At 38.9% G+C, this 22,893-nt stretch carries 14 protein-coding genes, 2 pseudogenes and 1 other annotated feature; of the genes and pseudogenes, 3 read left to right on the top strand and 13 right to left on the bottom strand.

Annotated elements, in window-relative coordinates:
- Nucleotides 1-632: 632 nt before the first annotated feature.
- Nucleotides 633-1,472 carry a DUF4238 domain-containing protein gene (locus QM870_RS01100; RefSeq protein ID WP_414368173.1) on the top strand — a complete coding sequence of 280 codons (840 nt, stop codon included), beginning with the start codon at nt 633-635 and terminating at the stop codon, nt 1,470-1,472.
- A 390-nt stretch (nt 1,473-1,862) separates the two neighbouring features.
- On the opposite strand, the gene gggC is transcribed toward QM870_RS01100, so the two are convergent.
- The 4 genes and pseudogenes from gggC to QM870_RS01085 form a co-directional block, all read right to left on the bottom strand.
- A complete protein-coding gene (gene gggC, locus QM870_RS01095; RefSeq protein WP_414368170.1) occupies nt 1,863-3,404 on the bottom strand; it encodes a streptosactin export ABC transporter GggC in 1,542 nt (513 codons plus the stop codon).
- Nucleotides 3,397-3,489: pseudogene (locus QM870_RS10235) on the bottom strand (radical SAM protein); the annotation flags it as partial. The gene gggC and the pseudogene QM870_RS10235, both read right to left, overlap by 8 nt.
- Before the next feature lie 237 nt (nt 3,490-3,726).
- A pseudogene (locus tag QM870_RS01090) lies at nt 3,727-4,590 on the bottom strand (IS3 family transposase); the annotation flags it as partial.
- A 102-nt stretch (nt 4,591-4,692) separates the two neighbouring features.
- Nucleotides 4,693-5,025 (bottom strand): hypothetical protein, encoded by a 333-nt coding sequence (locus QM870_RS01085; protein WP_414368168.1) that lies wholly within the window; start codon nt 5,023-5,025, stop codon nt 4,693-4,695.
- Nucleotides 5,026-5,898: 873 nt separating this feature from the next.
- Between QM870_RS01085 and QM870_RS01080 the strand changes: the two genes are divergently transcribed.
- Both QM870_RS01080 and QM870_RS01075 read left to right on the top strand, forming a co-directional pair.
- Nucleotides 5,899-6,708 (top strand): phage integrase N-terminal SAM-like domain-containing protein, encoded by an 810-nt coding sequence (locus QM870_RS01080; RefSeq protein ID WP_414368165.1) that lies wholly within the window; start codon nt 5,899-5,901, stop codon nt 6,706-6,708.
- A gap of 305 nt (nt 6,709-7,013) precedes the next feature.
- Nucleotides 7,014-7,313 carry a hypothetical protein gene (locus QM870_RS01075; protein WP_003004863.1) on the top strand — a complete coding sequence of 100 codons (300 nt, stop codon included), beginning with the start codon at nt 7,014-7,016 and terminating at the stop codon, nt 7,311-7,313.
- Nucleotides 7,314-7,517: 204 nt separating this feature from the next.
- Here the strand turns inward: QM870_RS01075 and rplL are convergent, their stop codons facing one another.
- The 9 genes from rplL to QM870_RS01030 form a co-directional block, all read right to left on the bottom strand.
- Nucleotides 7,518-7,886 (bottom strand): 50S ribosomal protein L7/L12, encoded by a 369-nt coding sequence (gene rplL / locus QM870_RS01070; protein ID WP_003001622.1) that lies wholly within the window; start codon nt 7,884-7,886, stop codon nt 7,518-7,520.
- Between the two features lie 74 nt (nt 7,887-7,960).
- Nucleotides 7,961-8,461 (bottom strand): 50S ribosomal protein L10, encoded by a 501-nt coding sequence (gene rplJ / locus QM870_RS01065; protein ID WP_003001722.1) that lies wholly within the window; start codon nt 8,459-8,461, stop codon nt 7,961-7,963.
- 38 nt (nt 8,462-8,499) lie between these two features.
- Nucleotides 8,500-8,634, bottom strand: a sequence feature (ribosomal protein L10 leader region).
- A 61-nt stretch (nt 8,635-8,695) separates the two neighbouring features.
- Nucleotides 8,696-9,493, bottom strand: a complete 798-nt coding sequence (locus QM870_RS01060) for a formate/nitrite transporter family protein (RefSeq protein ID WP_049472301.1) — start codon at nt 9,491-9,493, stop codon at nt 8,696-8,698.
- Nucleotides 9,494-9,660: 167 nt separating this feature from the next.
- On the bottom strand, nt 9,661-10,365 hold the full coding sequence (locus QM870_RS01055; protein ID WP_021153281.1) for a glucosaminidase domain-containing protein: 705 nt from the start codon (nt 10,363-10,365) through the stop codon (nt 9,661-9,663).
- A gap of 149 nt (nt 10,366-10,514) precedes the next feature.
- Nucleotides 10,515-11,117: a ribosome biogenesis GTP-binding protein YihA/YsxC gene (gene yihA, locus QM870_RS01050; protein WP_070662235.1), complete on the bottom strand. Its 603-nt coding sequence runs from the start codon at nt 11,115-11,117 to the stop codon at nt 10,515-10,517.
- Between the two features lie 11 nt (nt 11,118-11,128).
- Nucleotides 11,129-12,361 carry an ATP-dependent Clp protease ATP-binding subunit ClpX gene (gene clpX / locus QM870_RS01045; protein WP_003007442.1) on the bottom strand — a complete coding sequence of 411 codons (1,233 nt, stop codon included), beginning with the start codon at nt 12,359-12,361 and terminating at the stop codon, nt 11,129-11,131.
- A 208-nt stretch (nt 12,362-12,569) separates the two neighbouring features.
- Nucleotides 12,570-13,079: a dihydrofolate reductase gene (locus tag QM870_RS01040; RefSeq protein ID WP_021153282.1), complete on the bottom strand. Its 510-nt coding sequence runs from the start codon at nt 13,077-13,079 to the stop codon at nt 12,570-12,572.
- A gap of 146 nt (nt 13,080-13,225) precedes the next feature.
- Nucleotides 13,226-21,787, bottom strand: a complete 8,562-nt coding sequence (locus QM870_RS01035) for a CshA/CshB family fibrillar adhesin-related protein (RefSeq protein ID WP_414368159.1) — start codon at nt 21,785-21,787, stop codon at nt 13,226-13,228.
- Nucleotides 21,788-21,990: 203 nt separating this feature from the next.
- On the bottom strand, nt 21,991-22,830 hold the full coding sequence (locus tag QM870_RS01030; protein WP_070465999.1) for a thymidylate synthase: 840 nt from the start codon (nt 22,828-22,830) through the stop codon (nt 21,991-21,993).
- Nucleotides 22,831-22,893: the final 63 nt, after the last annotated feature.

Genomic DNA, 22,893 nt, shown 5'->3' with positions numbered 1-22,893 from the left:
CAAACACTGTTTAAAGAGCAAGTACAAATAATGAATGTTGAGTTCAGAAAATCTAAAACATTTGAAACCTTGAATAGTTTATTACTATTAATAAGCACTAATCTTGAAAATGATTTAAATAATTTGTTACTGTCAATAATTACGTGTAAACACTCAAAAAGAGGCATTTAAGCCTCTTTTACTCTCCTTCAAACACTCTGTCACTGTCCATTTACTGTCCAATATAATGTAATATTATTGAATATCGTTAATTTTTTTGAACTCTAAAGCCTTTAAAATCAAGATTTCTAATGATATCAAGACCTAAAGAATCTTAAATTAAGTCTTGCATAGCCAAGTATACTCGTGGATAAAGAAGTATGATAGTTATAGTGACGAAAGATTAATTGATAAAAGAGGTCGACACAAACAGCACACTAAGGATTTTTCTTATAGATATATATCCTTCTTCTATATAGTATACTAGAATATTGTTACAGAGTAGATACAACAAATGTCTGTTATAATAGAAAATTTTAACAATATCTATTATAACAGCAAAAAATCCAATAAATCTCTAATTTCTAAAGTAGTCTAAAAACAATGTATGGTATAATTGATATAAGAATATAGTTCAATCGTGAGACTCTAAAATGGTAACCAGAAGACAGCACTACTATCCTAGATCGTTAATAAAGCACTTTGCGGATGAACATGGAAAACTTCATGTCTACATAAGAATGGCTAATAAATGCCGAATAATGTCCTATGAAAAGATATGTTCGGGAAATAATACTTACGAAAGCAATGGGGTTGTAGATAACATATTAGAAAATAAGTTATCCAAATTTGAAACCACCATAGGAAGTATATTGAAGTATATTTTAAATGATTGGTATAAACCTGATTTTACAGTATCAGAAGTTGATATGGAATCTATTTATCAGTATTTAATACTGCAATCATTACGTACTGATAGTGGGAGAATTAATTTTATAAGAATGTTTGATAATATCTTTTCCCCTTTACCAAGAAAAACACCAGTAGAATTAAAAGAAATACAACAAAGCAAGAATCATATTGAAAGATTCAACTCGATTTTCAAAAAGAAGGATTATTTGGAAAAGTATATAGAATCTATTCACATCCCTGAAAACATGCAAATGCATATCGCCTATAGCACAGAGAATTTACTTACTAGCGATAACCCTGTTATTGCAACTGATGAATGGAAACAAATAATTTTTCCAATTAATCCATTTCTATGTATAGAATTTCAAGATATAAATTTAAATCCCTCCTCAAATCTAATTGTAGCATTAACTAAGGATAAAATTCGCTACTTAAATGAAGCAACTATAAATACTGCTAATTATTATATTATTTCTAATCAGACTTTTACTTTATCCGAAAATTCATATATATATAATAGGTTTAACAACCCAGAATGGACCTTTAAAAGCCCACACTTTCAATTGACTGAAAAAAACTAAACATAAAAGACGAATAATATTTTATCTGATATTCAAAAAAGAGGAGCTTCACAATAAAGTTCCTCTTCTTTTAAATATCCGAATCATTATTTTTATTTCAAAAAAGGTAGTGAAAAAGGTAGTGATTCGGTTGATTTATATTGCAATGTAGTGAAATTTAGAATTTCAAAAATCGCTTTAAATCAAGGTTTCTCACATCTATTGACGTGTAGTGAATCCCTATTTCACCTCTGTAAAAATTGCGTATTTTTTATTTAAAATGTATTAGAATTAAATTCATATAAAATATGCACGAAAAATAAATCAAAATTATTGACAGTATCAGTTTTTATTATCCAACCTACAAAAAAGAGAGAACTTGCCACTCCTTTCTGAAATCTATACCTCCACCTATTTCTCCAGTTTTATCACCTTATCATAGCGCTTCAAGTCCTCTTCACTATAGTGATGAATCACTTCTACGAGTGCTTGAGGGAGCGAGAAGAGAAGTTGACTGATTTTCTCTTGATTTTTTAGGTCCAGATTGGCTTTAACTTCATCAGCTAGGATAAATTGGCGATTGTGATAGAGAGCACGTGCAATTTCTAACCGCTGCTTCTCACCGCCTGACAGAGTCTGGTTACTAGGGGTTTTGCTTTGAAGAGCTTTCAAACCAGTTTGTCGCAGGATTTCATCCATCTTTATGGAATCCAGTTCTTGTCCCAGAGCAATATTTTCCTCTAGGCTCAAACCATCAAAGATATGACTAGACTGGAGAATATAGGCTCCTGCCTGATAGAGTTCATCCGAGGTTAGCTCTTGCCCATGGTAGCGAATCCGACCATGACTGGGCTTAATTTCACCATAAATTAGGTTCAGTAAGGTGGTTTTCCCAGACCCACTTTCTCCGATAATAGCAATCTTTTCGCCTTCCTCAATAGTTAGGTCACAAGGGGCTAGAATTTCTTGACCATCACGCACTACACTTACTTGCTTTAACTGGATAGGAAAGACAGAATCTTCGAGAACAGAAGGCATTTCAAAGCCCACTCTCAGCAATTTTTGATATTTATCACAGAGAGACTTGGCTGATTTTCTAGTATTGATAAAATAAGACAACTCCTGAAATTGATAGCCAATATTATACGATACTAGGTAAATCCCTACAAAGCTGGCTGCAGATAGGTAGTTATAATAGGTCATAAAACCACCAATGACAATAGGCGCAACAGAGCAAAAAGCATCAATTCCATTGATAAAGATACTATTTATGGTCCGTTGCTTCTCATAGGCGATTTCTTCCTTTAGAGCCTTATGCAAATCTTTAGAAAACAGTTTGAAAAACAAACTTTGTCCCCGATAATACCGTATGGAACGAGCACCTGCGATCATATTGGTTGCTTGAGAGACATAGACTTGGTTCGCCAGGGACTTCTCCTTCGTAATTTCATCCAAACGTTTAGAACCAATTCCACTACAAAGAATAGGTATCGAATAAAAAATGATAAAGAGCAAGCCAAGATAAAAATTTGTCCAAAGAGCATAACAGATAGAGACGGTTGTAAATCCCAAAGAAGAAATGATAATAACAGTCGACTCAATATAATTATCTTCTAGCTGTTTTACATCATTTTCCAAGTCTGACAAAACTTCCTCATCCGCAATCCGACGGCTATATAAGAAAGTCTGAAAGATATCCTTCTTAATACCCGACTTGAAGTCTGTCAGCACTCGTGCATAGTAATAACGTTTCCCCGCCAAACCCAGCAAGAGAATCAAATTTCCAATAATCCCCCAAACCAAGACTTGCCATAGCAAATTCAACTGGTGATTGGTAAAACTAGAGACAATATACTGAATCAAAGCTGGTGTAATGATAGCCTCCAGCCAAGTAATCATAATCGCCACAAAATAGAAGAATAAGTGCTTCTTGGTTACATAAGATCTAAGCATAACGTATAAACCTCCTGAAATTATTTACCAACTTAGATAGTCGCTCTTTATCTCTAGAAAGGTATATAATTTGTTGTATGCAATATTATTGTAACACCTTATCAAAAAAATCACTAGGTAAGGTGTTGGTTTTGTGTACACTTTTTACACTAAACTTTAGCTCAAAAAAAGACAATTTCCTTCGTTTGTCATATGGAACTCAAACTATTTTTCATCTAATACCTTGATATACTTGACAAATGGTAGAAAAAGGACTCAGTCCTGTGAAATTCAGAACTAAATCCTTTGGATAGCCTATTTGTCTAACTTTTTGGGGTCAGTACATTGGTTTAGCTGCTTCCAAATTGCGTTGAATAAGGTTGTCTGCTTTCTTGCCAACTTCTCCTTGGTATGAAGAATACTTGCGTTTACGACGAATACGAGCTGTTAAACCAAGAATTTTCATCAGACGTTGCACCCTTTTGTGATTGACCGCACGACTACGATTTCTTAATTCAAGAGTAACTCTACGATAGCCGTAATTTCCCTTATGTTCATTATAAATGGCTTGTATTTCCACTTTGATAGCTTGATCTTTATCTACTTGATTCAGTTGCTTTAAGTGGTAATAATAGGTTGAACGAGAAAGTTTGATAATGTTTAGAAGGATATCTAAAGGAAACTCTGTTACCAATCCTTGAACAATTTCTGTTTTTCTTCTTGCTCCTTTTCGTCCCTCAATCGGAGTTCTCTCAACTTTTTTAGAATAGCATTCTCCGCTCTCAGGTACTCATTTTCTGCTTGAAGACGTTCTAACTCTGTCATCTCTTCAGGTTTTTTCTTTGGTTTACGTCCCATTTTAGGCGGTCTCCCTCTTGTTTTCTCAACAATAGTATACCCGTTTTTCTTATATTGTGCTATCCAATTAGGCAACATTCCAACACTTGGCAGAGCATAATCTAGAGACACCCTTATTTGTGAACGACCTTCAATCAGAACTTTATCAATGATTTCTCGTTTTAATTTAGGAGAATAATAGCGATTTCTCCCCTTTTTAACAAACTTCTATACCGTAACGATCCATCAATTTAATCATGTACTGAAGATTGGGAATTTTTATCCCAAATATATTTGAAAGCTCTTTGAAGCTTCGCCCTTGTTTTCTATGTTCATAGATCTGAACTTTATCTTTATAAGTTAATTTCATAATAAAAACACCCCAAAAGTTAGATTTTTTCTGTCTAACTTTTGGGGTGCAGTTCAAAAAACGATTCCTTTCCCACTCTTTTTGTGCGTAAAAATATGGTTATTAGCTATTGGAGCCTGCGATTCTTGGGTAACCAAACGTCATATCGAGCTCGTCTTCCTCGTAATTCTTGATCAATTCCCAGAAATCTGCAACTGATAACGCTGCAACTGATTCATGCCAATTGAATTTAAAAAACAAATCTAAGAGAAATTTAATTACTTGGTGAACTTTGGCTGTCTGTTCTACAGTATCAAATGTAATCAAAATTTTCTCACACAATGGATCAATCAATTCAATTTCAATGCTATCATTTACAAAATTGAATGACACTTCTTGATCCTGGTCATTCAAGATTGAGATATACTGATCCTCTTCAAATGTTGAATAAAACATTCTAATATTGACTTCTTCATTGTGATTAATTAACTCTGTAAGATATTGTTGAGTTAAATTAATCACATGGTTTTTATACGTTTTCATTTTGTTTTCCTCCGATTATTATTAAAAAAAGATTTTTCATTCGTAAATTTTCACGGTGGCCTTACTCTCTTTAATATTATTAAACGATTGTTCTTGAGCATCTGCTACCCCCTTTTTTAAGGAACAAAAAAAAGACAGTTCACCACTGCCTTTTTTATCTATACTATTATTATGCCATTTTTCTGTAAAAATAAAAACAACATTTCCATTCCTAAAATAACGATGTTTTTTCTTTGATCTTTATTTTTATCAAAATATGGCATACTATTATTGTAAATTAAATTGATTAAGTAGAGCCATTACCATTAGTCATATGGTGAGAAAGTTTGTTACTGGGCACGGTAAACGTACTTATCTCTCATATGCTAGTCATTGCAAAGGAAAAAACTAAGAAAAAAAGAAAGAAAATCTAAATGGTTATTCTCTACTGAATAACATGAAGTAAAGAATAACCATTTAGTAGATAAAAAAGTAAAGAAAAACGTGTTTAAGGTAAAATAAAAAAGGTAAAAATAAAAGTAAATACTAAAAAAATAACTAGTTTAGTAAAGCAAAAGAATAATGTAAAAAAAAAGTAAAATAGAAAAGTTTTATAAGCTCGAACAAGCAATGACATCTTTATGATCCTTCCAAACATAGATCACGGTGAGTACTGAAAATCTATCGCAAACATTAAACTTCAAGAGTTAGCCTCGATGGGAAGTATCAAAAGCATACCCAGCTTTTAAAAAAAGGGTGGGAGGCAGTTTAACAATAATATGTAATTATTTTAGAAAGGAATGTATAATGCCAAGAAAAAGGAATTCTCTCAAGCACGATTTATTTATTGCAGCTTCAAAAAATATCACAAACAATCGAACGAGGACAAGCTATAAAAGAGCAATTACTCGATTCACAAAGTGGGCTAAAGAACACAATATTAAGAAAATTTCAGATATTACAGAAGAAGTGATTCAATTATATCAACTAGATCTAAACGATGATCCAAAACAATACTCTGTTGCTACCATTCATACTTATTTAGCACCTGTTTGTAAATCAGTTGATATCAACATGAATCGTATTAGAAAAGACAAGCGTTCTAGTGACAAAATTATCCGAGGTCGTGTAAAATCAAAAAACTCACAAGGTAAACATCAAGAAACAGACTCTCGCTTCTCTCGGCTGGTTAATTTTCAGAAGGCAGTTGGGATTCGTAGATCCGAATTAAAAAAATTAAAAGGAAAAGATATTCGAAAAGATAATAATGGAAATTACTATGTTTTAGTTCAGCGTGGGAAGGGAGGAAAATTTCAACCTCAACTTATTCTTCCTCAGGATGTTCCAGTAGTCCTCGATACCTTTAAAAATAAACAAGAGGATGATTATATCTTTACAGATGTGGAAATGAATAATCTAATCAATCTACATGGGATGCGAGCCCAACATGCAAGAGAGTGTTATTACTTCTACTTGAAGAAACTCCAAGATAATCCTAATTTCAAAGTGAATTTAAAAAATTTTTTAATAGAACGTTGGGAAGTTGGCCACCAAAATTTAAGAAATAAATCATTAAAGAAATTTGAGAAACAAAAAAAACCTTCATTAATGAACTAAGAGATGAACCCTATAAAATTCGTGGATCAAACTATAAAAAAGCCTTAAATTCAGCCATGCCTACAAAATATAATCGTTTAGCCTTGATGGCGGTCTCGGTCTTCCATCTTTCCCATTGGCGTCTATCTGTTACAGTGACCAACTATATTCTTTAATGTTTCTCATTTTCTACTAAAAAATGAAGAAAAAAAACGGAAAAAAACAGTTTTTCAGCGTTTTTATGGCATACTTAAAATATGGGTTGTTGTATGGCTAATAGTTTTAACACATTTTACAGACATGGTATAAATTTAAAGGAGAAAAAGATGTCAATTAAAAATCAGTTACAAAGAGAATTCAAAGGTTCAAATTTTGAAATTCGTGAAAAATTAATAACAGATACCTACTTCACTAGCTTTTTAGAATACGTTAGTTCACCTGAATCAATCTCAAAATTAATTGAAGAAGGCTATGCTGATAAAAGAAATCAGTTAGATGAATACATTGATTTTGCACTTTATCATAATTTAATTACTATGCGAAATAGTATTATTCAAGCTACTGATCTTGGTTTAGCTTGGGTGTGGTGGGCATATGCACCAGTCGAAGGCGATGATTGGATTTAGGTTAAAACATCACCATGCTTTCTGCATAAGGTAAAACTAACAAAGGAATTATATAGTCTATTTTGTTGTAGAAAAAAATCCCCGCCAAGATCTAACTTGGCGGGGATTTGGTGGGGAATAACTCCCCTTTTTAAGATTTAAATCACCTTAAGCAATTCTTAACCTTAATATACTAGGCTTTCGCATTCAATTTGCGTTACTCTATTATTTAAGAGTAACTGAAGCTCCAGCTTCTTCCAATTTACCTTTGATTTCTTCAGCTTCAGCTGCAGCAACACCTTCTTTGATGACACCAGGTGCACCATCAACAAGTTCTTTAGCTTCTTTAAGACCAAGACCAGTGATTTCACGTACAACTTTGATAACGCCGACTTTCTTGTCGCCTGCAGATGTCAATTCGATATCGAATGAATCTTTAGCAGCACCTGCGTCAGCAGCACCAGCTGCAGCAACAGCTACAGGAGCAGCTGCAGTTACACCAAATTCTTCTTCGATAGCTTTTACAAGGTCGTTCAATTCAAGGATTGAAGCTTCTTTAATTTCAGCAATAATGTTTTCAATGTTCAATGCCATTGTTATTTCCTCCAAATAAGTTTTAATTTTATGTTTTTATTTTTTGTAGCTAGGCTACGCTGCGTAGCTTAAGATTAAGCTGCGTCTTCTTTGTTGTCTGCAACCGCTTTGACTGCAAGAGCAACGTTGCGCACTGGCGCTTGAAGTACAGAAAGGAGCATAGAAAGAAGTCCTTCGCGGTTTGGAAGAGTTGCAAGTGCAAGAATCTCTTCTTTAGATGCGACAGCGCCTTCGATTGCACCACCTTTGATTTCAAGTGCTTCAGCGTCTTTTGCAAAATCGTTCAAGATTTTCGCAGGTGCGATAACATCTTCGTTAGAAAATGCTACTGCAGAAGGTCCAACGAATACAGATGCAAGATCTTCAAGACCAGCTTTTTCAGCTGCACGACGCAAGATTGAGTTTTTGATAACTTTAAACTCAACTTCGCTTCCGCGAAGGTTGCGACGGAGAACTGTATCTTGCTCAACTGTCAAACCGCGAGAATCTACAACGACGATTGATGCAGCAGCTTTCATTTTTTCAGCTACCACGTCAACAAGTTCCGCTTTTTTAGCAATAATTGCTTCACTCATTAGTGTGTTCACCTCCGTAATTATTTTGCTTGGGGAATTTTTCCAAAAGAAAAACGCGCCCAAACCTAGACACGAAAGTACAATACGCTTCTTTTAATTGATACGTTTTGTCCTCGGTAGGATCTTTATGAGTCGAGCTCCCCTACTGTCTTAGGCAGTTTTTTCAAACCGTAGATTAGTTTATCATATATAAAAAAAGAATGCAAGTACTTTTGCAAACTTTTTTTATATTTTTTAATCGTTATAAAGACTCTTGATATTATTCAACCAAGCATAGGCTAGTCCCATTAGGACTCCTCCTCCTACCCAGTTGGCAAAGAAGGTTACGCTATAGTGACGTAAAATATTTAAAAACTCAAAATGTGGCAATTGGCTAGAAACTGAATTAAAGCTCAATAATGAGAAGGAAGCAAAGTTTGCAGCCAAGTGTTCATTGGTCATAAAGACAAACATATAAATAGCAGAGAGGGCTAAGAGCACCTTGGCTGTTTCATCTTTGAAATATAAATAAGAAAGAATAGCAATATTTACAAAGATATTGGCAATAACCCCTTCAAAGAAAACCACTTGATTGCTTCGTTGGAGTTTATTTTCTGCCACCGTAGCTAGGAATCCTTTTGGATCGATATGTGCGAAGGCAGTTGTTTGATTGAAAAGAAAAGCGACGATTAAAGCACCAATTAAATTAAAGAAGGTACAATAAAGAAGAATTTCCAGCGCTTTCTTCCAATTAATTTTCTTTAGATAGGTCCCCGCCGTCAAATACATCATATTTGAGGTGGTTAATTCCGCATTTAAGAATAAGAGGTATACCAAACCCCAGGCAAAGATGAATGGAAATAGAAAACGACCAGATCCAGGTACAAAGGTATTTAATAAGTCAGCTGCAACTGCTCCGACCGCCGTACTTAAAGTAAGAAATCCTCCAGCAAAAATAGAACGGACTGCATAGCGCGTTTTAGATTTCTGATAGAGATCTTCCTTCTTATTACACGCCGCTCCAACTTTTTGAATAAAATTAGATTCAGACATACTATTCTCCTTATATAATGTTTGTGAACAAAATCATTATATCATAGAGAGAAAAGTTTGAAAAGGTTTTCAGGAAGAATTCTTAACTTTTCATCATATACGTTTTATATCGAATATCACTGTGTGCTAAAAACAAATAAAAAAACAGGCATCTGCCTGTTTTAGTTTTAATAATTCAAACGGTTTGCCCAAGCGATATCCAAATTCAAGATTTCTTGTGAAGTGAACTGTTGACGATATGGATTGTATACCGAACCTGTAATACCACCTTGAACATTTGGTGAATCGTATTGAGTTAAATTATAAGTTTCAATGATGTTATTAAGTTTTGCATAGTAGCTTGTGTCTGTCGCATAAACACCTGTCAAAGCTGCTGTTGCATCTTGATAACTAGAGGTGTTGCTCTTCCATGCACCTGCAAAATGTCCTTGTTTCAAAACAGCTACGTAGTCCTGCAATGATTCGTAGTAAGATGGGTAAGAACGAAATGCGTCATTAATCGTATAGGCATTTCCAGCACCATCATCTTCCCAAGTTTGCATTACTGCAGATTGACCAGCATAACTTCCTTTTATCCCGAAAAGGTTGTAATGCGGATAAGAAGACAAGCCAGACTGACCTGATCCACTTTCAAGAATGGCTTGTGCGATCATAACGGAAGCATAAAGGTCATTCTCTTGACCGAGCTGACGAGCTGACTCACCAATTTGTGAGATGAAAGCTTCAGTAGGGTCTGAATAAGCTTGGTAAGTTCCATCATTAGCACCAACTGATGTGACGTGCTCGCTCATAGCAGCAGCAAATGTCCCCACTGCTAATACAGAAACGAACAAACCAAATAATTTCGTTTTATTCCGTATTTTCTTTTTCATAATACAATTTATCTCCAATTAATTTTTTATCATCTTTTATCTTTATAGAGATTATACCATATAAATAGAAGAAAACAAAGGCACTTATATTACACTTGTATTACAATTGCGAGATAAATCCAAAACAAAAATGACATTTTCATGTCATTTCAATTTATTTCGTAAAACGCATTTTCTAAAATAGCATCCCATGACTTCTCTAGTCCTTCTTTGGTGACCGAAGAAAAGACAATAAAGGTGTCAGCTGGATCAAAATCTAGTTTTTTCTTGATAATCGATTCATGTTTATTCCATTTTCCACGCGGAATCTTATCTGCCTTGGTAGCAACTAAGATCACAGGAATCTCATAATATTTTAAGAACTCATACATCTGAACATCATCTGCAGAAGGTTCATGACGAAAATCGACTAGGCTAACGACTGCTTTTAAGTTCTCACGACTAGTAAGGTATTCTTCGATCATCCGCCCCCACTTCTCGCGCTCTTTTTTCGAGACTCGTGCATAGCCATAACCAGGTACGTCTACCAAACGGAGTTTATCATCGATATTGAAGAAATTGAGCAATTGGGTTTTTCCTGGTTTCCCAGATGTTCTGGCCAGGTTCTTTCGATTTAAGAGAGTATTAATAAAAGAAGACTTGCCGACATTGGATCGACCGGCAAGTGCAACTTCTGGAATCTCATCTTGAGGATAATGACTCTTATTTGCAGCGCTTAAGAGGATATCCGCATTATGTGTGTTAATTTCCATATTTTATCTTTCTAGGCTGTTTCGAGAATTGGTTTTTCAGTTCCATCTACAGCTTCTTTTGTAATTCGAACAAGTTTGACATTTTCTTGACTTGGAATTTCAAACATGACATCCATCATCGTTTCTTCGATAATCGAACGAAGTCCACGAGCTCCTGTTTTTCTTTCGATGGCCTTATTAGCAATCTCTTGAAGGGCTTCATCATCAAATTCCAATTCAACATTATCATAAGAAAGCAAGGTTTGGTATTGTTTTACCAAGGCATTGCGTGGCTCTTTCAGAATACGGACAAGGTCGTCAACTGTCAATTGCTCAAGGGCCGCAAAGACTGGAAGACGTCCGATCAATTCTGGGATAATCCCGAATTTTTGAATATCTTCTGCCACGATTTCTTGCATGTAAGAGCTTGATTCATCAATAGCTTTATTGTTCTTACCAAAACCGATGACTTTTTCACCGAGACGTTGTTTGACAATTTCTTCGATCCCGTCAAAAGCCCCACCTACGATGAAGAGGATGTTCTTGGTATCCACTTGGATCATCTCTTGTTGAGGGTGTTTACGTCCCCCTTGAGGTGGGACACTAGCGACGGTTCCTTCGATGATCTTCAAGAGGGCTTGTTGTACCCCTTCACCAGAAACGTCACGTGTGATAGAGACATTTTCACTTTTCTTAGCGATCTTATCGATTTCATCGACATAGATAATGCCTCGTTCAGCACGCTCGATGTTGAAATCAGCTGCCTGAAGAAGTTTCAAGAGAATGTTTTCAACGTCTTCTCCCACATAACCAGCTTCTGTCAAGGCTGTTGCATCTGCAATGGCAAATGGGACATTCAAGCTACGTGCTAAGGTTTGGGCCAAGAAAGTCTTACCTGAACCAGTAGGACCAATCATGAGGATGTTTGATTTTTGCAATTCAACATCTGTCTCGTCTTCGCGCGTATCATGGAAGTTGATGCGTTTGTAGTGGTTGTATACCGCTACAGCAAGGGCACGCTTGGCGCGATCTTGACCGATGACATAGTGGTTCAAGATATTGAGCAATTCGATTGGTTTTGGAACTTCACTAAGGTCTGCAAGAACTTCTTCTGCTAGCTCCTCGCGAATAATTTCTTGTGCTAACTCTACACATTCATTACAGATAAACGCGTTGTTTCCTGCAATGATTTTTTGGACTTCATCTTGACTCTTTCCGCAAAATGAACAATAAACCATCATATCATTATTTTGATTCGTTGGCATGTATTTCCTCTTTCTGTCATTTTCTGTTTCTATTTAGTTTAAAATAAGGTCATGTAAAAGGCGTGAATGGAATTCACAAGATTGGTAAAAGCATTTAGTAAGAATAAAATAGCGAGGCCGAACCGTTTTTTACGAAAGGTTTGTAAGGCGCAAATCAAACAGATGACACATAGGACAGCTGTAAAAAAACCAAAGACACTTCGCTCCATTAGTCTAAATCCTTTCTCTTATAATAGTTGACCGTAAAATCATAGGGGTTCTTCTCATCTTTTGGATGATGGACTTGACGGACTCTTTCATAGCGATTCTCTTCAAATCTCGGTGCCAATGTATCGCCATCAATATCCGCATGAATCATGGTCTGGATCAACTCTTCTAACTGGTCAGAAAAGAGCCTTAAAATCTGACTGCCTCCAATAATATAAAGATTCTTCTCTTGCTTCTGATACCACTCCAAGACTTCTTCCTTACTGTGCATGACGAGTACAGCATCGTTTTCAGGATCATAAGCTTGATCTTGCGTTAAGATAATGCTAGTCCGACCTGGTAGAACCCGTTTTTTCATACCATCAAAGGTCACTCTTCCCATGAGAATGGCTTGTCCCATGGTTGTTTCTTTGAAATGCTGAAGCTCAGCAGGCAGATGCCAAGGCATCACTTGGTCTTTTCCAATAATGCCATTTTCAGTCTGAGCCCAGATACCAATTATCTTTTTCATTCTCTCATCCTTTACACTGATACTTCTATTTTATCAAATTTTCTTATAAAAGACTGATTTCAACTATCTAGTTTGGAGGATATTTTTTTAAATACAAACAGAAAAAACCGCGAGATTTTCGCGGTTTTTCTTAGCCACAAGTTAGCTTAGTCTTCTTTTTTGCGTTTTGCAAATCCGAATAATGAGAGACCTGCTAAAGCACTAAAGATTGCAAGACCAGCAGTTGAAGATTCTTTTGTTCCTGTGTTTGGAAGTTGTGCAGTAGGATTTTGTGGATCAATATACTTCACTTCTTCTTTCGCTTCTGGAACGACAGGAATCGTTGGTTCTTCTGGTTTTGGTTGTGGAGTAGGTTGTGGTTGTGGTGTTGGTTGCGGTTGTGGAGTAGGCTGTGGCTGTGGCTCTGGTGTCGGAGTTGGATCCGGCATTGGAGTTGGTGTCACAGTCTTCTTGTAGATATGTTGAGTGTTTCCATCTTTATCTACAACAGTCTTCACGAAGTCATAACCTGGGATATCCTTCTTCGGTTGTTCCCCATCTTCTGTTGGGTTACCTGGGATTGGGTCCCCATTTTCGTCTACATATGAAGTCGTAACTTTTTCATAGACGTGTTCTGTATCACCATTAGGCAATTTCTTCGTTTCCACAAAGCGGTAACCTGGAATTTCAGCTTTTGGTTCTTCTCCATCAACTGTAGGATATCCTGGGATTTCCTTACCTTCTTTATCAACAAACTTAGTGATTGGAAGGACAGTTGGTGTGTAAGTTGCGGAAGCTTTGGTTCCGTTCACATCTTCGCGAACCACTGTTACAGCTGGTGCAGTTCCAGTGAATTCAGGTTCTGGTGTGAAGGTTACGGTTCCGTCTGCTGCTACTGTGTAAGTACCAACACCTGGAATTGTCTTCGTAGTTGAACCATCTTCAAAGGTTGCTGGAACCTTATCATTCATTGGTACACGGCTATCACCTTCTGTGAAGGTTGGTTTGCCTGTTTGGGTTTGACCCTTCTTACCAATTGAAGTAACTGATTCTGCAGTTGGTGTAACTGGTGTTACTGTTGGTGTGTAAGTAGCGGTAATTGATGTACCGTTCTTATCAACACGTTTCACGGTTACGCCTGTACCTGTTCCTGTGAATGATTTTTCTGGTACAAAGGTTACAGTTCCGTCTGGAGAAACGGTGTAAGTTCCTTCTCCTGGAATAACTTTAGTAGTTGATCCATCTTCAAAGGTTGCTGGTACATCATCATCCATTGGTACACTTGGGTTACCAGGCGTGAAGCTTGGTTTACCAGTTTGTGTTTGACCTTGGATATCTGTAGATGTTGCAGGATCAGCTGTTGGAGTCACAGGAGTTACTGTTGGTGTATAAGTTGCGGAAGCTTTGGTTCCGTTCTTATCTTCACGAACCACTGTCACTGCTGGTGCAGTTCCGACAAATGATTTCTCTGGTACAAATGTAACTGTTCCGTCTGGGGCTACAGTATAAGTACCAACACCTTCAACTGTCTTCGTAATTGAACCATCGTCAAATGTTGCTGGAACATCATCGTTCATTGGTACACGGCTGTCACCTTCAGTGAAGATTGGTTTGCCTGTTTGAGTTGCACCTTGCACATCAGTAGATACTGCTGGAGTTGCAGTTGGTGTTACTGGTGTTACAGTTGGTGTGTACTTAGCTGTTACTGGTGTACCGTTCTTATCTACACGTTTAACAGTCACGCCTGTTCCTGTTCCTGTGAATGATTTTTCTGGTACGAAGGTTACTGTTCCGTCTGGAGCAACTGTGTAAGTTCCTTCACCTGGAATGGTCTTCGTAGTTGAACCATCTTCAAAGGTTGCTGGCACATCATCATCCATTGGGATTGCAGGGTTACCATGTGTGAAGCTTGGTGTACCTGTTTGTGTTTTACCTTGGATATCTGTAGACGTTGCAGGTTCAGCAGTTGGGACAACTGGAGTGATCTTCGGTGTGTAAGTTGTTTCAGCAACTGTTCCGTTTGTATCTTTACCTTGAACCTTAACTGGAACCACATCACCTGAGTAAGATTTATCAGTTGGTGTGAAGGTTACAAGGCCTGTTTCTTTATCAACTGTGAAAGTACCAATTTCTTTACCTTCTGGTGATTTAGCAACTACAGATTCTGCTGGCTGACCATTTTCATCAAGAAGAGTAATGGTATCTTTGTCAATTGGTGCAACTGGGTCACCTTCAGTGAAGGTTACTGTTCCAGTTTGAACCACACCTTGAGGTGCTTCTGATGTAGCTGGAGTTGCTGTTGGTGTTACCGGTGTCACAGTTGGTGTGTACTTAGCAGTAACTGGAGTACCGTTCTTATCGACACGTTTAACTGTTACGCCTGTACCTTCTCCTGTGAATGATTTTTCTGGAACAAAGGTTACGGTTCCGTCTGGAGCAACAGTGTAAGTTCCTTCACCAGGAATAGTCTTGGTTGTTGAGCCATCTTCAAATGTTGCAGGTGTATCATCATCCATTGGAACATTTGGATTACCTGGTGTGAAGGTTGGTGTACCTGTTTGCGTTTGACCTTGTTTGTCAGTAGATGTTGTATCTTCTGCAGTTGGTGTAACTGGTGTTACGGTTGGTGTATAAGTCGCAGAAGCTTTTGTTCCGTTCTTATCTTCACGAACCACTGTTACGGCTGGTGCAGTTCCAACGAATGATTTTTCTGGTACAAAGGTTACTGTACCGTCTGCTGCTACTGTGTATGTACCAACACCATCTACAGTCTTCGTAGTTGATCCATCATCGAAGGTTGCTGGAACATCATCGTTCATAGGTACACGGCTGTCACCTTCGGTGAATTTAGGTTTACCAGTTTGAGTTGCACCTTGGATATCTGTTGATTCAGCTGGTGTTGCTGTTGGGGTTACTGGTGTCACAGTTGGTGTGTACTTAGCTGTGATTTCAGTACCGTTCTTGTCCACGCGTTTCACTGTTACGCCTGTAGCAGTTCCAGTGAATGATTTTTCTGGTACGAAGGTTACGGTTCCATCTGGAGCAACAGTATATATTCCTTCACCATCTACTGTCTTAGTGGTTGAGCCATCTTCGAAGGTAGCTGGAGTATCTTCATCGATTGGAACATTTGGATTGCCTTCCGTGAAGGTTGGTTTACCAGATTGTGTTTGACCTTGAATATCTGTCGATGTAGCATCTTCAGAAGTTGGAACAACCGGAGTAATCTTCGGTGTATAAGTTGTTTCAACTGTAGTTCCATTTGCATCAGCTGCCTGAACCTTAACTGGAACCACATCACCTGAGTAAGATTTATCTGTTGGTGTGAAAGTAACTACACCTGTGTCTTTATCAACTGTGTATGTACCGATCACATCACCTGCTGGTGATTTCGCTTCTACTGATGCTGCTGGTTGACCATTTTCATCAAGAAGAGTAATCGAATCCTTGTTAATTGGAGCTACTTCATCACCTTCAGTGAAGGTTACAGTGCCAGTTTGAACAAGACCTTGAGGTCCAGTAGATTCAGCTGGTGTTGCAGTTGGAGTTACTGGAGTTACAGTTGGTGTGTAAGTTGCAGAAGCTTTAGTTCCGTTCTTATCTTCACGAACAACTGTTACGGCTGGTGCTTTACCTGTGAATGATTTTTCAGGAACAAAGGTTACAGTTCCGTCTGCTGCTACTGTGTAAGTACCAACGCCATCAACTGTCTTAGTTGTTGAACCATCATCGAAGGTTGCTGGAACATCATCGTTCATTGGCACACGGCTGTTGCCTTCAGTAAATACAGGCTTACCTGTTTGGGTTTGACCTTGCTTACCTGTTGTTTCAACTGGTGTCGCTGTCGGTGTGACAGGAGTTACAGTTGGTGTATAAGTTGCAGAAGCTTTGGTTCCGTTCTTATCTTCACGAACAACCGTTACGGCAGGTGCTTTACCTGTGAATGATTTTTCAGGAACAAAGGTTACAGTTCCGTCTGCTGCTACTGTGTAAGTACCAACGCCATCAACTGTCTTGGTAGTTGAGCCATCGTCAAATGTTGCTGGAACATCATCGTTCATTGGCACGCGGCTGTCGCCTTCAGTAAATACAGGCTTACCAGTTTGTGTAGCACCTTGGATATCAGTTGTTTCAGCTGGTGTCCCAGTAGGTGTTACTGGAGTTACAGTTGGTGTGTACGTTGCAGAAGCTTTAGTTCCATTCTTATCTTCACGAACAACAGTTACGGCTGGTGCTTTACCTGTGAATGATTTCTCAGGGACAAAGGTTACAGTTCCGTCTGCTGCTACTGTGTAAGTACCAACGCCTTCTACTGTCTTGGTAGTTGAACCATCGTCAAATGTTGCTGGAACATCTTCATTGATTTCTACTGTTTTCTCAACGCCATCAACTGTTACGGTTCCACCCTTGAATTCAGGTTTACCTTTTTGAGTTGCACCTTGAATGTCAGTTGTTTCTGCTGGAGTTGCAGTTGGAGTCACAGGTAATACAGTTGGTGTATAAGTTGCAGAGGCTTTGGTTCCGTTCTTATCTTCACGAACAACCGTCACTGCTGGAGCAGTTCCGACGAATGATTTCTCTGGAACGAAGGTAACAGTTCCGTCTGCTGCTACTGTGTAAGTACCAACGCCATCTACTGTCTTGGTAGTTGAACCATCGTCAAATGTTGCTGGAACATCTTCGTTGATTGGCACACGGCTATCGCCTTCAGTAAATACAGGTTTACCAGTTTGTGTAGCACCTTGGATATCTGTCGTTTCAACTGGTTTCGCAGTTGGTTTTACTGGAGTCACAGTTGGTGTATAAGTTGCAGAAGCTTTGGTTCCGTTCTTATCTTCACGAACCACTGTTACAGCTGGTGCAGTTCCGACGAATGATTTTTCTGGTACAAATGTAACAGTACCGTCTGCTGCTACTGTGTAGGTACCAACACCTTCAACTTTCTTAGTTGTTGAACCATCGTCAAATGTTGCTGGAACAGCTTCATTGATTTCAACAGTCTTCTCAACGCCATCAACCGTTACAGTTCCACCCTTGAATTCAGGTTTACCTGTTTGAGTAGCACCTTGGATATCAGTTGTTTCAGCTGGTGTTGCTGTTGGGGTTACTGGAACGATTTCTGGTGTGTAAGTTGTATCCACCTTGATACCGTTTGAGCTTTCAGCTTGAACCTTAGCTGGGGTGACTTTACCAGTGTATGATTTGTCTGTTGGTGTGAAAGTTACTTGACCTGTTGCTGGATCAATAGAGAAAGTACCAATTTCAGTTGTACCATCTTCAGCAAAGGCTGGTGTGCTTGAAACTTCGTTACCATCTTTATCTAGCAATGTGTAGCTATTGTCTTTAATGGTAATAGCTTTATCTTCACCATTTACTTGAACAGTAGTTCCTGCAAAGGTTGGTGTACCAGTTTGAGTTGCACCTTGAACATCTTTAGAAGTTGCAGGGTTTGCAGTTGGAACTGCTGGCACAACAGTTGGTGTGTAGGTCGCATCTGAAGTGATGGTTGCTGTCTTACCGTTCGCATTGGTAATCGTTGCAGTTGCTTGAACTGTCACACCAGTTGCAGTTCCAACGAAGTCTTTTTCAGGTGTGAAGGTCACCGCTCCTGTAGTAGGATCGATTGTATAGCTACCTTCTCCTGCTACTGTCACAGTTGTTTCATCAGTCGGTTGACCAGTTGCGGGATCCACCAATTTCTTACTAGTGATTTCAGCAGTCTTATCATTACTCAAATCAAAGGTTGGTGTTTGTGTTTGAGGAACATTTTGAACATCCTCAGAAACCTTGTCTGTAGGAGTCACTGTGATAGGTGTTACAGTTGGTGTGTACTTAGCGGTTGCTGTCTTAAGGTATTCATCACGGACGGTACCGTCTTTATCTCTTCCGACAGGTGCTGTTACGGATACAGTAACACCTTGAGCTGTACCTGTGAATCCTGGTTCTGGAACAAAGGTTACTTTACCAGTAGCATCATCAATGCTGTATGTTCCTTCACCTGCTACTGTTACAGAGGTTGCATTGGTTACTTGACCAGTCGCTGGATCCACCAATTTAGCAGGGTATTCCAAGCTTGGAGTGACAGAGATCTTTTCGCCATTAGCATTCGTTGTAGTTGTGTTAAAGGTAGGTGTACCAGTTTGAGTCGCACCTTGGACATCTGATGAAGTCTTATCTACCCCTTCAATTTCCGTTGGTGTAACTGTTGGGATGTATAGACCGTCCATGGTATTGATGGCAGTATCGACATTGGCTTCATCGGCTGGGAATTTTGTTGACCAACCCGTATCGTAGCCATTGCTGTCTGTACGACGAATAGAGATACCATCCGCTGTTCCAAGGAAGTGATCTTCAGGAATGAACTCAACATCCACAGAAGTTCCGTTTGGAGTGATCTTGTACTTCCCTTGACCAGCTACAGCATAGTAGCCATCTGCGCCAGGTGTAACGACTTGCCCTGTACGGTTATCTATCATTTGTGGAGCTACTGTTTCATCAATTTTTGCTGGCTCAGTTAGGCTATAGCCTTGCAAACCACGAGCGGTAAAGGCTACAGTTGCAGTTTGCTTCGCCCCTTGAAGACCAGTTGTTTCTTTGAATTCCCCTTTAGGTGGGTGGGTGATTTGAGTCTTGAAGTCCTCAACTTCCCCTGAAAAGGCCATTCCTGTCGGACTCTCGATTTGATCAGCATCCTTAGCAATTCGTAACCGTACCCCTAATTCCTTAACACTAGGATCAATATAGGTTTTACTCTTTGTAAAGCTTAACGTAGCCGTTCCATCTTGAGTAATGGTTGTTAAATCAGACCGTTCATCTTCATCGAAGGTTCCGTTTTGGTTGAAATCTATCCAACCATAGATGTTAGCTTTTGCTGCTCCACCCGTATGAGCTTCCACTGAAATGGTGTAATTACCTGGACGTGTCCGGTCCATCTTGATCAGCTCATTAGTTTTTCCTTTGAGATCATTTGGAAGTAATTGGTCGATGCCTTCATCCGCAGTGGTCGCCTTGTCATCACCCGTCCAATCAAGGGTGTTGTTTTCATCCATATCTGGGCTCAAGTGACCGAGGTAAGGTTGATTGACTACCTTTCCACTCACTCCATCAACGGTTGCGATAGAGTGGATAGCCTTCCCATAAGACGCTGGTGCATCCCCTTCATCGAGCGGGAAGAATCCAAGCATGGCTGATTGTTTACCACTTGAAGCAATGTAAAGACCAACTTCAGAAGCTCCTTTTGTCATAACAAGAGGAACGGCAGAAGGACCTGCAGAAATATTTGGCCCGAAGACCCCTGTTCCGAGGCCTCCAGTTGTTAAATCAGCACTTCCAAAGTACTTCCAAGCAACCGCTTTTTTATCTGGCCCCACTTCATTTGCACGTTTAAGTAGGTTAAGGTTCGTCGAATAGTAATTCGTACCTTCTATATTAAAGGTAGGATTTGGGCCAAATAAATTGTCTGTATCTTGTGGAATAAAGGTTTTAGTAGATCTTCTTCCATATTTATACCACTCCCCAATTTGTTGCCAACCTTCTCCGTTTGTGGTGAAAATAACCGATTCACCAGGATTAGCGGACTCACCATCTGCCATGACTACAGCAGGTTTTACGGCTTTGCCACGGAAGGTAGCAGAAATTTCAAACTGAACACCAATATTGCCACCATCAAACTCGGAACTGATGGTTGTTTTTTTAGTGCCAGTATTGATGCCTTCACCTATTATTTCTGACCATCTGGTTTGAGCTTCGGCAATAATTTTAGCTTCTTCACCATTATTAAATGCTTTGTTAGTTGCAGCACTAGTAGTTGTTCCTATATATCCGTTCTTAGCATTTGGATCATAGGTTGCTTTTTCTGCTTCTGTTGCTCCTCGTTCTTCTAAACGCTTTTTGTAAATTTCTGTCGCTTGGAAGGGTTTTAAGGATTTAACCTTGATCTTGACCACATAGCCAGGCATGATTTCCTTGGTGTAGGTCGCGCCGACCTGGAGAGCAAGGTCACCTTTTGATGTTGTCGTCGTTCCTGTCCAGCTAGCTGTATCGCCAAAGTCCAACCAAGAAATTTGGCTGGCCAAGTCTGTAGCTTTGATATTTGTTGTAAAGCCTGGTTTTTCTACCTTTGGAGTTGAAGTGGCATCTTGGACATCATCTGCGATGAGGTTTGGATCGTTTGGATCTCCGATAGAACGACGGTTGCGACGTTTACCAGAAGTTTGAGCTGTTTCTTCTGTTGCTACTGTATTGCTTGTTGGTACACCTTGTCCAGCTGAAAGAGTTGTTTCTTCCTTCTTATCTGCACTTGTTGTAGCTGCTTCTGAAGCATTGTTTGCTGGCGTAGCAACCTCTAAACTTGGTGTCGCTGCAGTGTTTGATGTTGCTGGAGCAGTTGAAGTTGCAGATGCAGCTGTGCTTGTGCTTGAAGCAGCACTTGTTGATGCTGCAGCAGTTGATGATGCTGGTGCAGTGACGACTGGGTTTGCATCATAAGTCGATGTAGCTGGTGCAGTTGATGTTGCTGAAGTTGCTGTAGCTGTAGACGCTTCAGGCGCCTCTGATGCTGTCGCAACAGCTACTGCACTCTCACTAGTCGTATCTTTATTTTCATCGGCAGCTGCACTTGCTGCTGTACCAACCATAACAAGTGTTCCCAATAGTACTGAGCAAACCCCCACATTCAGTTTACGAATTGAGAATCTGCTAATACGATCATTAAATAAGTCTTTCCCCATCTAATGGACCTCCATATTTATCTATAAATTAACATTCTTTTTAAAATTGTTTAGTTTTTACAAACCTTATCTATTTTAACAAAATCCGAACGATTTTCAAAACATATTGACTCAAAAATGAGTAAAAATTTTTAGCTAAAATTGTTTTAATTCTAAAAGGATTTTACCAATTGATCAAGGTATCAAAAAACCTTGATTTATTACTAAATGGCAAGATCGAACTTCAATTGTGGCTTCACTGGATCATAATCGACCAGTTCAAAATCTTCTGGTTTGATGTCAAAGAAATTGGTTCCATCTGGTACATTCAAAACCAAGTGTGGCCGACAATCTGAAGGCTCCCGACGGAGTAACTCTTCAGCCTGTTCAAATTGATTGTCATAGATGTGAAGGTTATTAATGAAGTAAAAGAACTTCCCAACCTTCCAGCCAAAGTGCTTGGCAATCATCATCTGTAGGGCTACATATTGCATGGCATTGATATGGTGAGCTACCAACATATCATTCGAACGCTGGGTCAAGGTTGCATCTAGATAGATCTCTCCATCCACGCGCCGTACGTCAAACATGGTCTGAAAAGCACAGGGCAAGAGTCCTTCCGTCTCCTCGAAGGCATCATAATCCCAGAGGGAAATAATATTGCGGCGATTCCAAGGATTGGCTTCTAATTGCTTGAGGATCTTGTTCGTAATGTCATGCTTTTTGACAACAGCTCCGTAGCGCTGACCGATGGTACGGCTATCCCCTACTTCCCAGTCATTCCAGTAGTGGACATTGTACTTGTCTTCTAACAGATCTAAGCTATTCGACTGATCCTGGTAGATCCAGAGCATCTCTTTGATGGCTGATTTAATCGCGATGGGACGAAGGGTCGTGATAGGAAACTCGCCTTTTGAGAGGTCAAACTCCATAAAGGCTCCCGTGATGTACTTGGAGTTGGCCGTTCTGCCATCCTTGTACTTAGGTCGGGCCTGTTCAGACCAAACACCTTCTTCCATGATTTTTCGAATGTTTTCTTTGAAAATTGTATCTGCTTTTGTCATATACTCTCCTTGAATCCAGTTTTGCCTTCATTATATCATAGGACATAGAAAAAAAGGAGAGGC

This window comes from Streptococcus parasanguinis (assembly GCF_047463195.1).
Classification (GTDB): Bacteria; Bacillota; Bacilli; order Lactobacillales; family Streptococcaceae; genus Streptococcus; species Streptococcus parasanguinis_R.
This window is presented reverse-complemented; position numbering and strand designations above follow the sequence as displayed.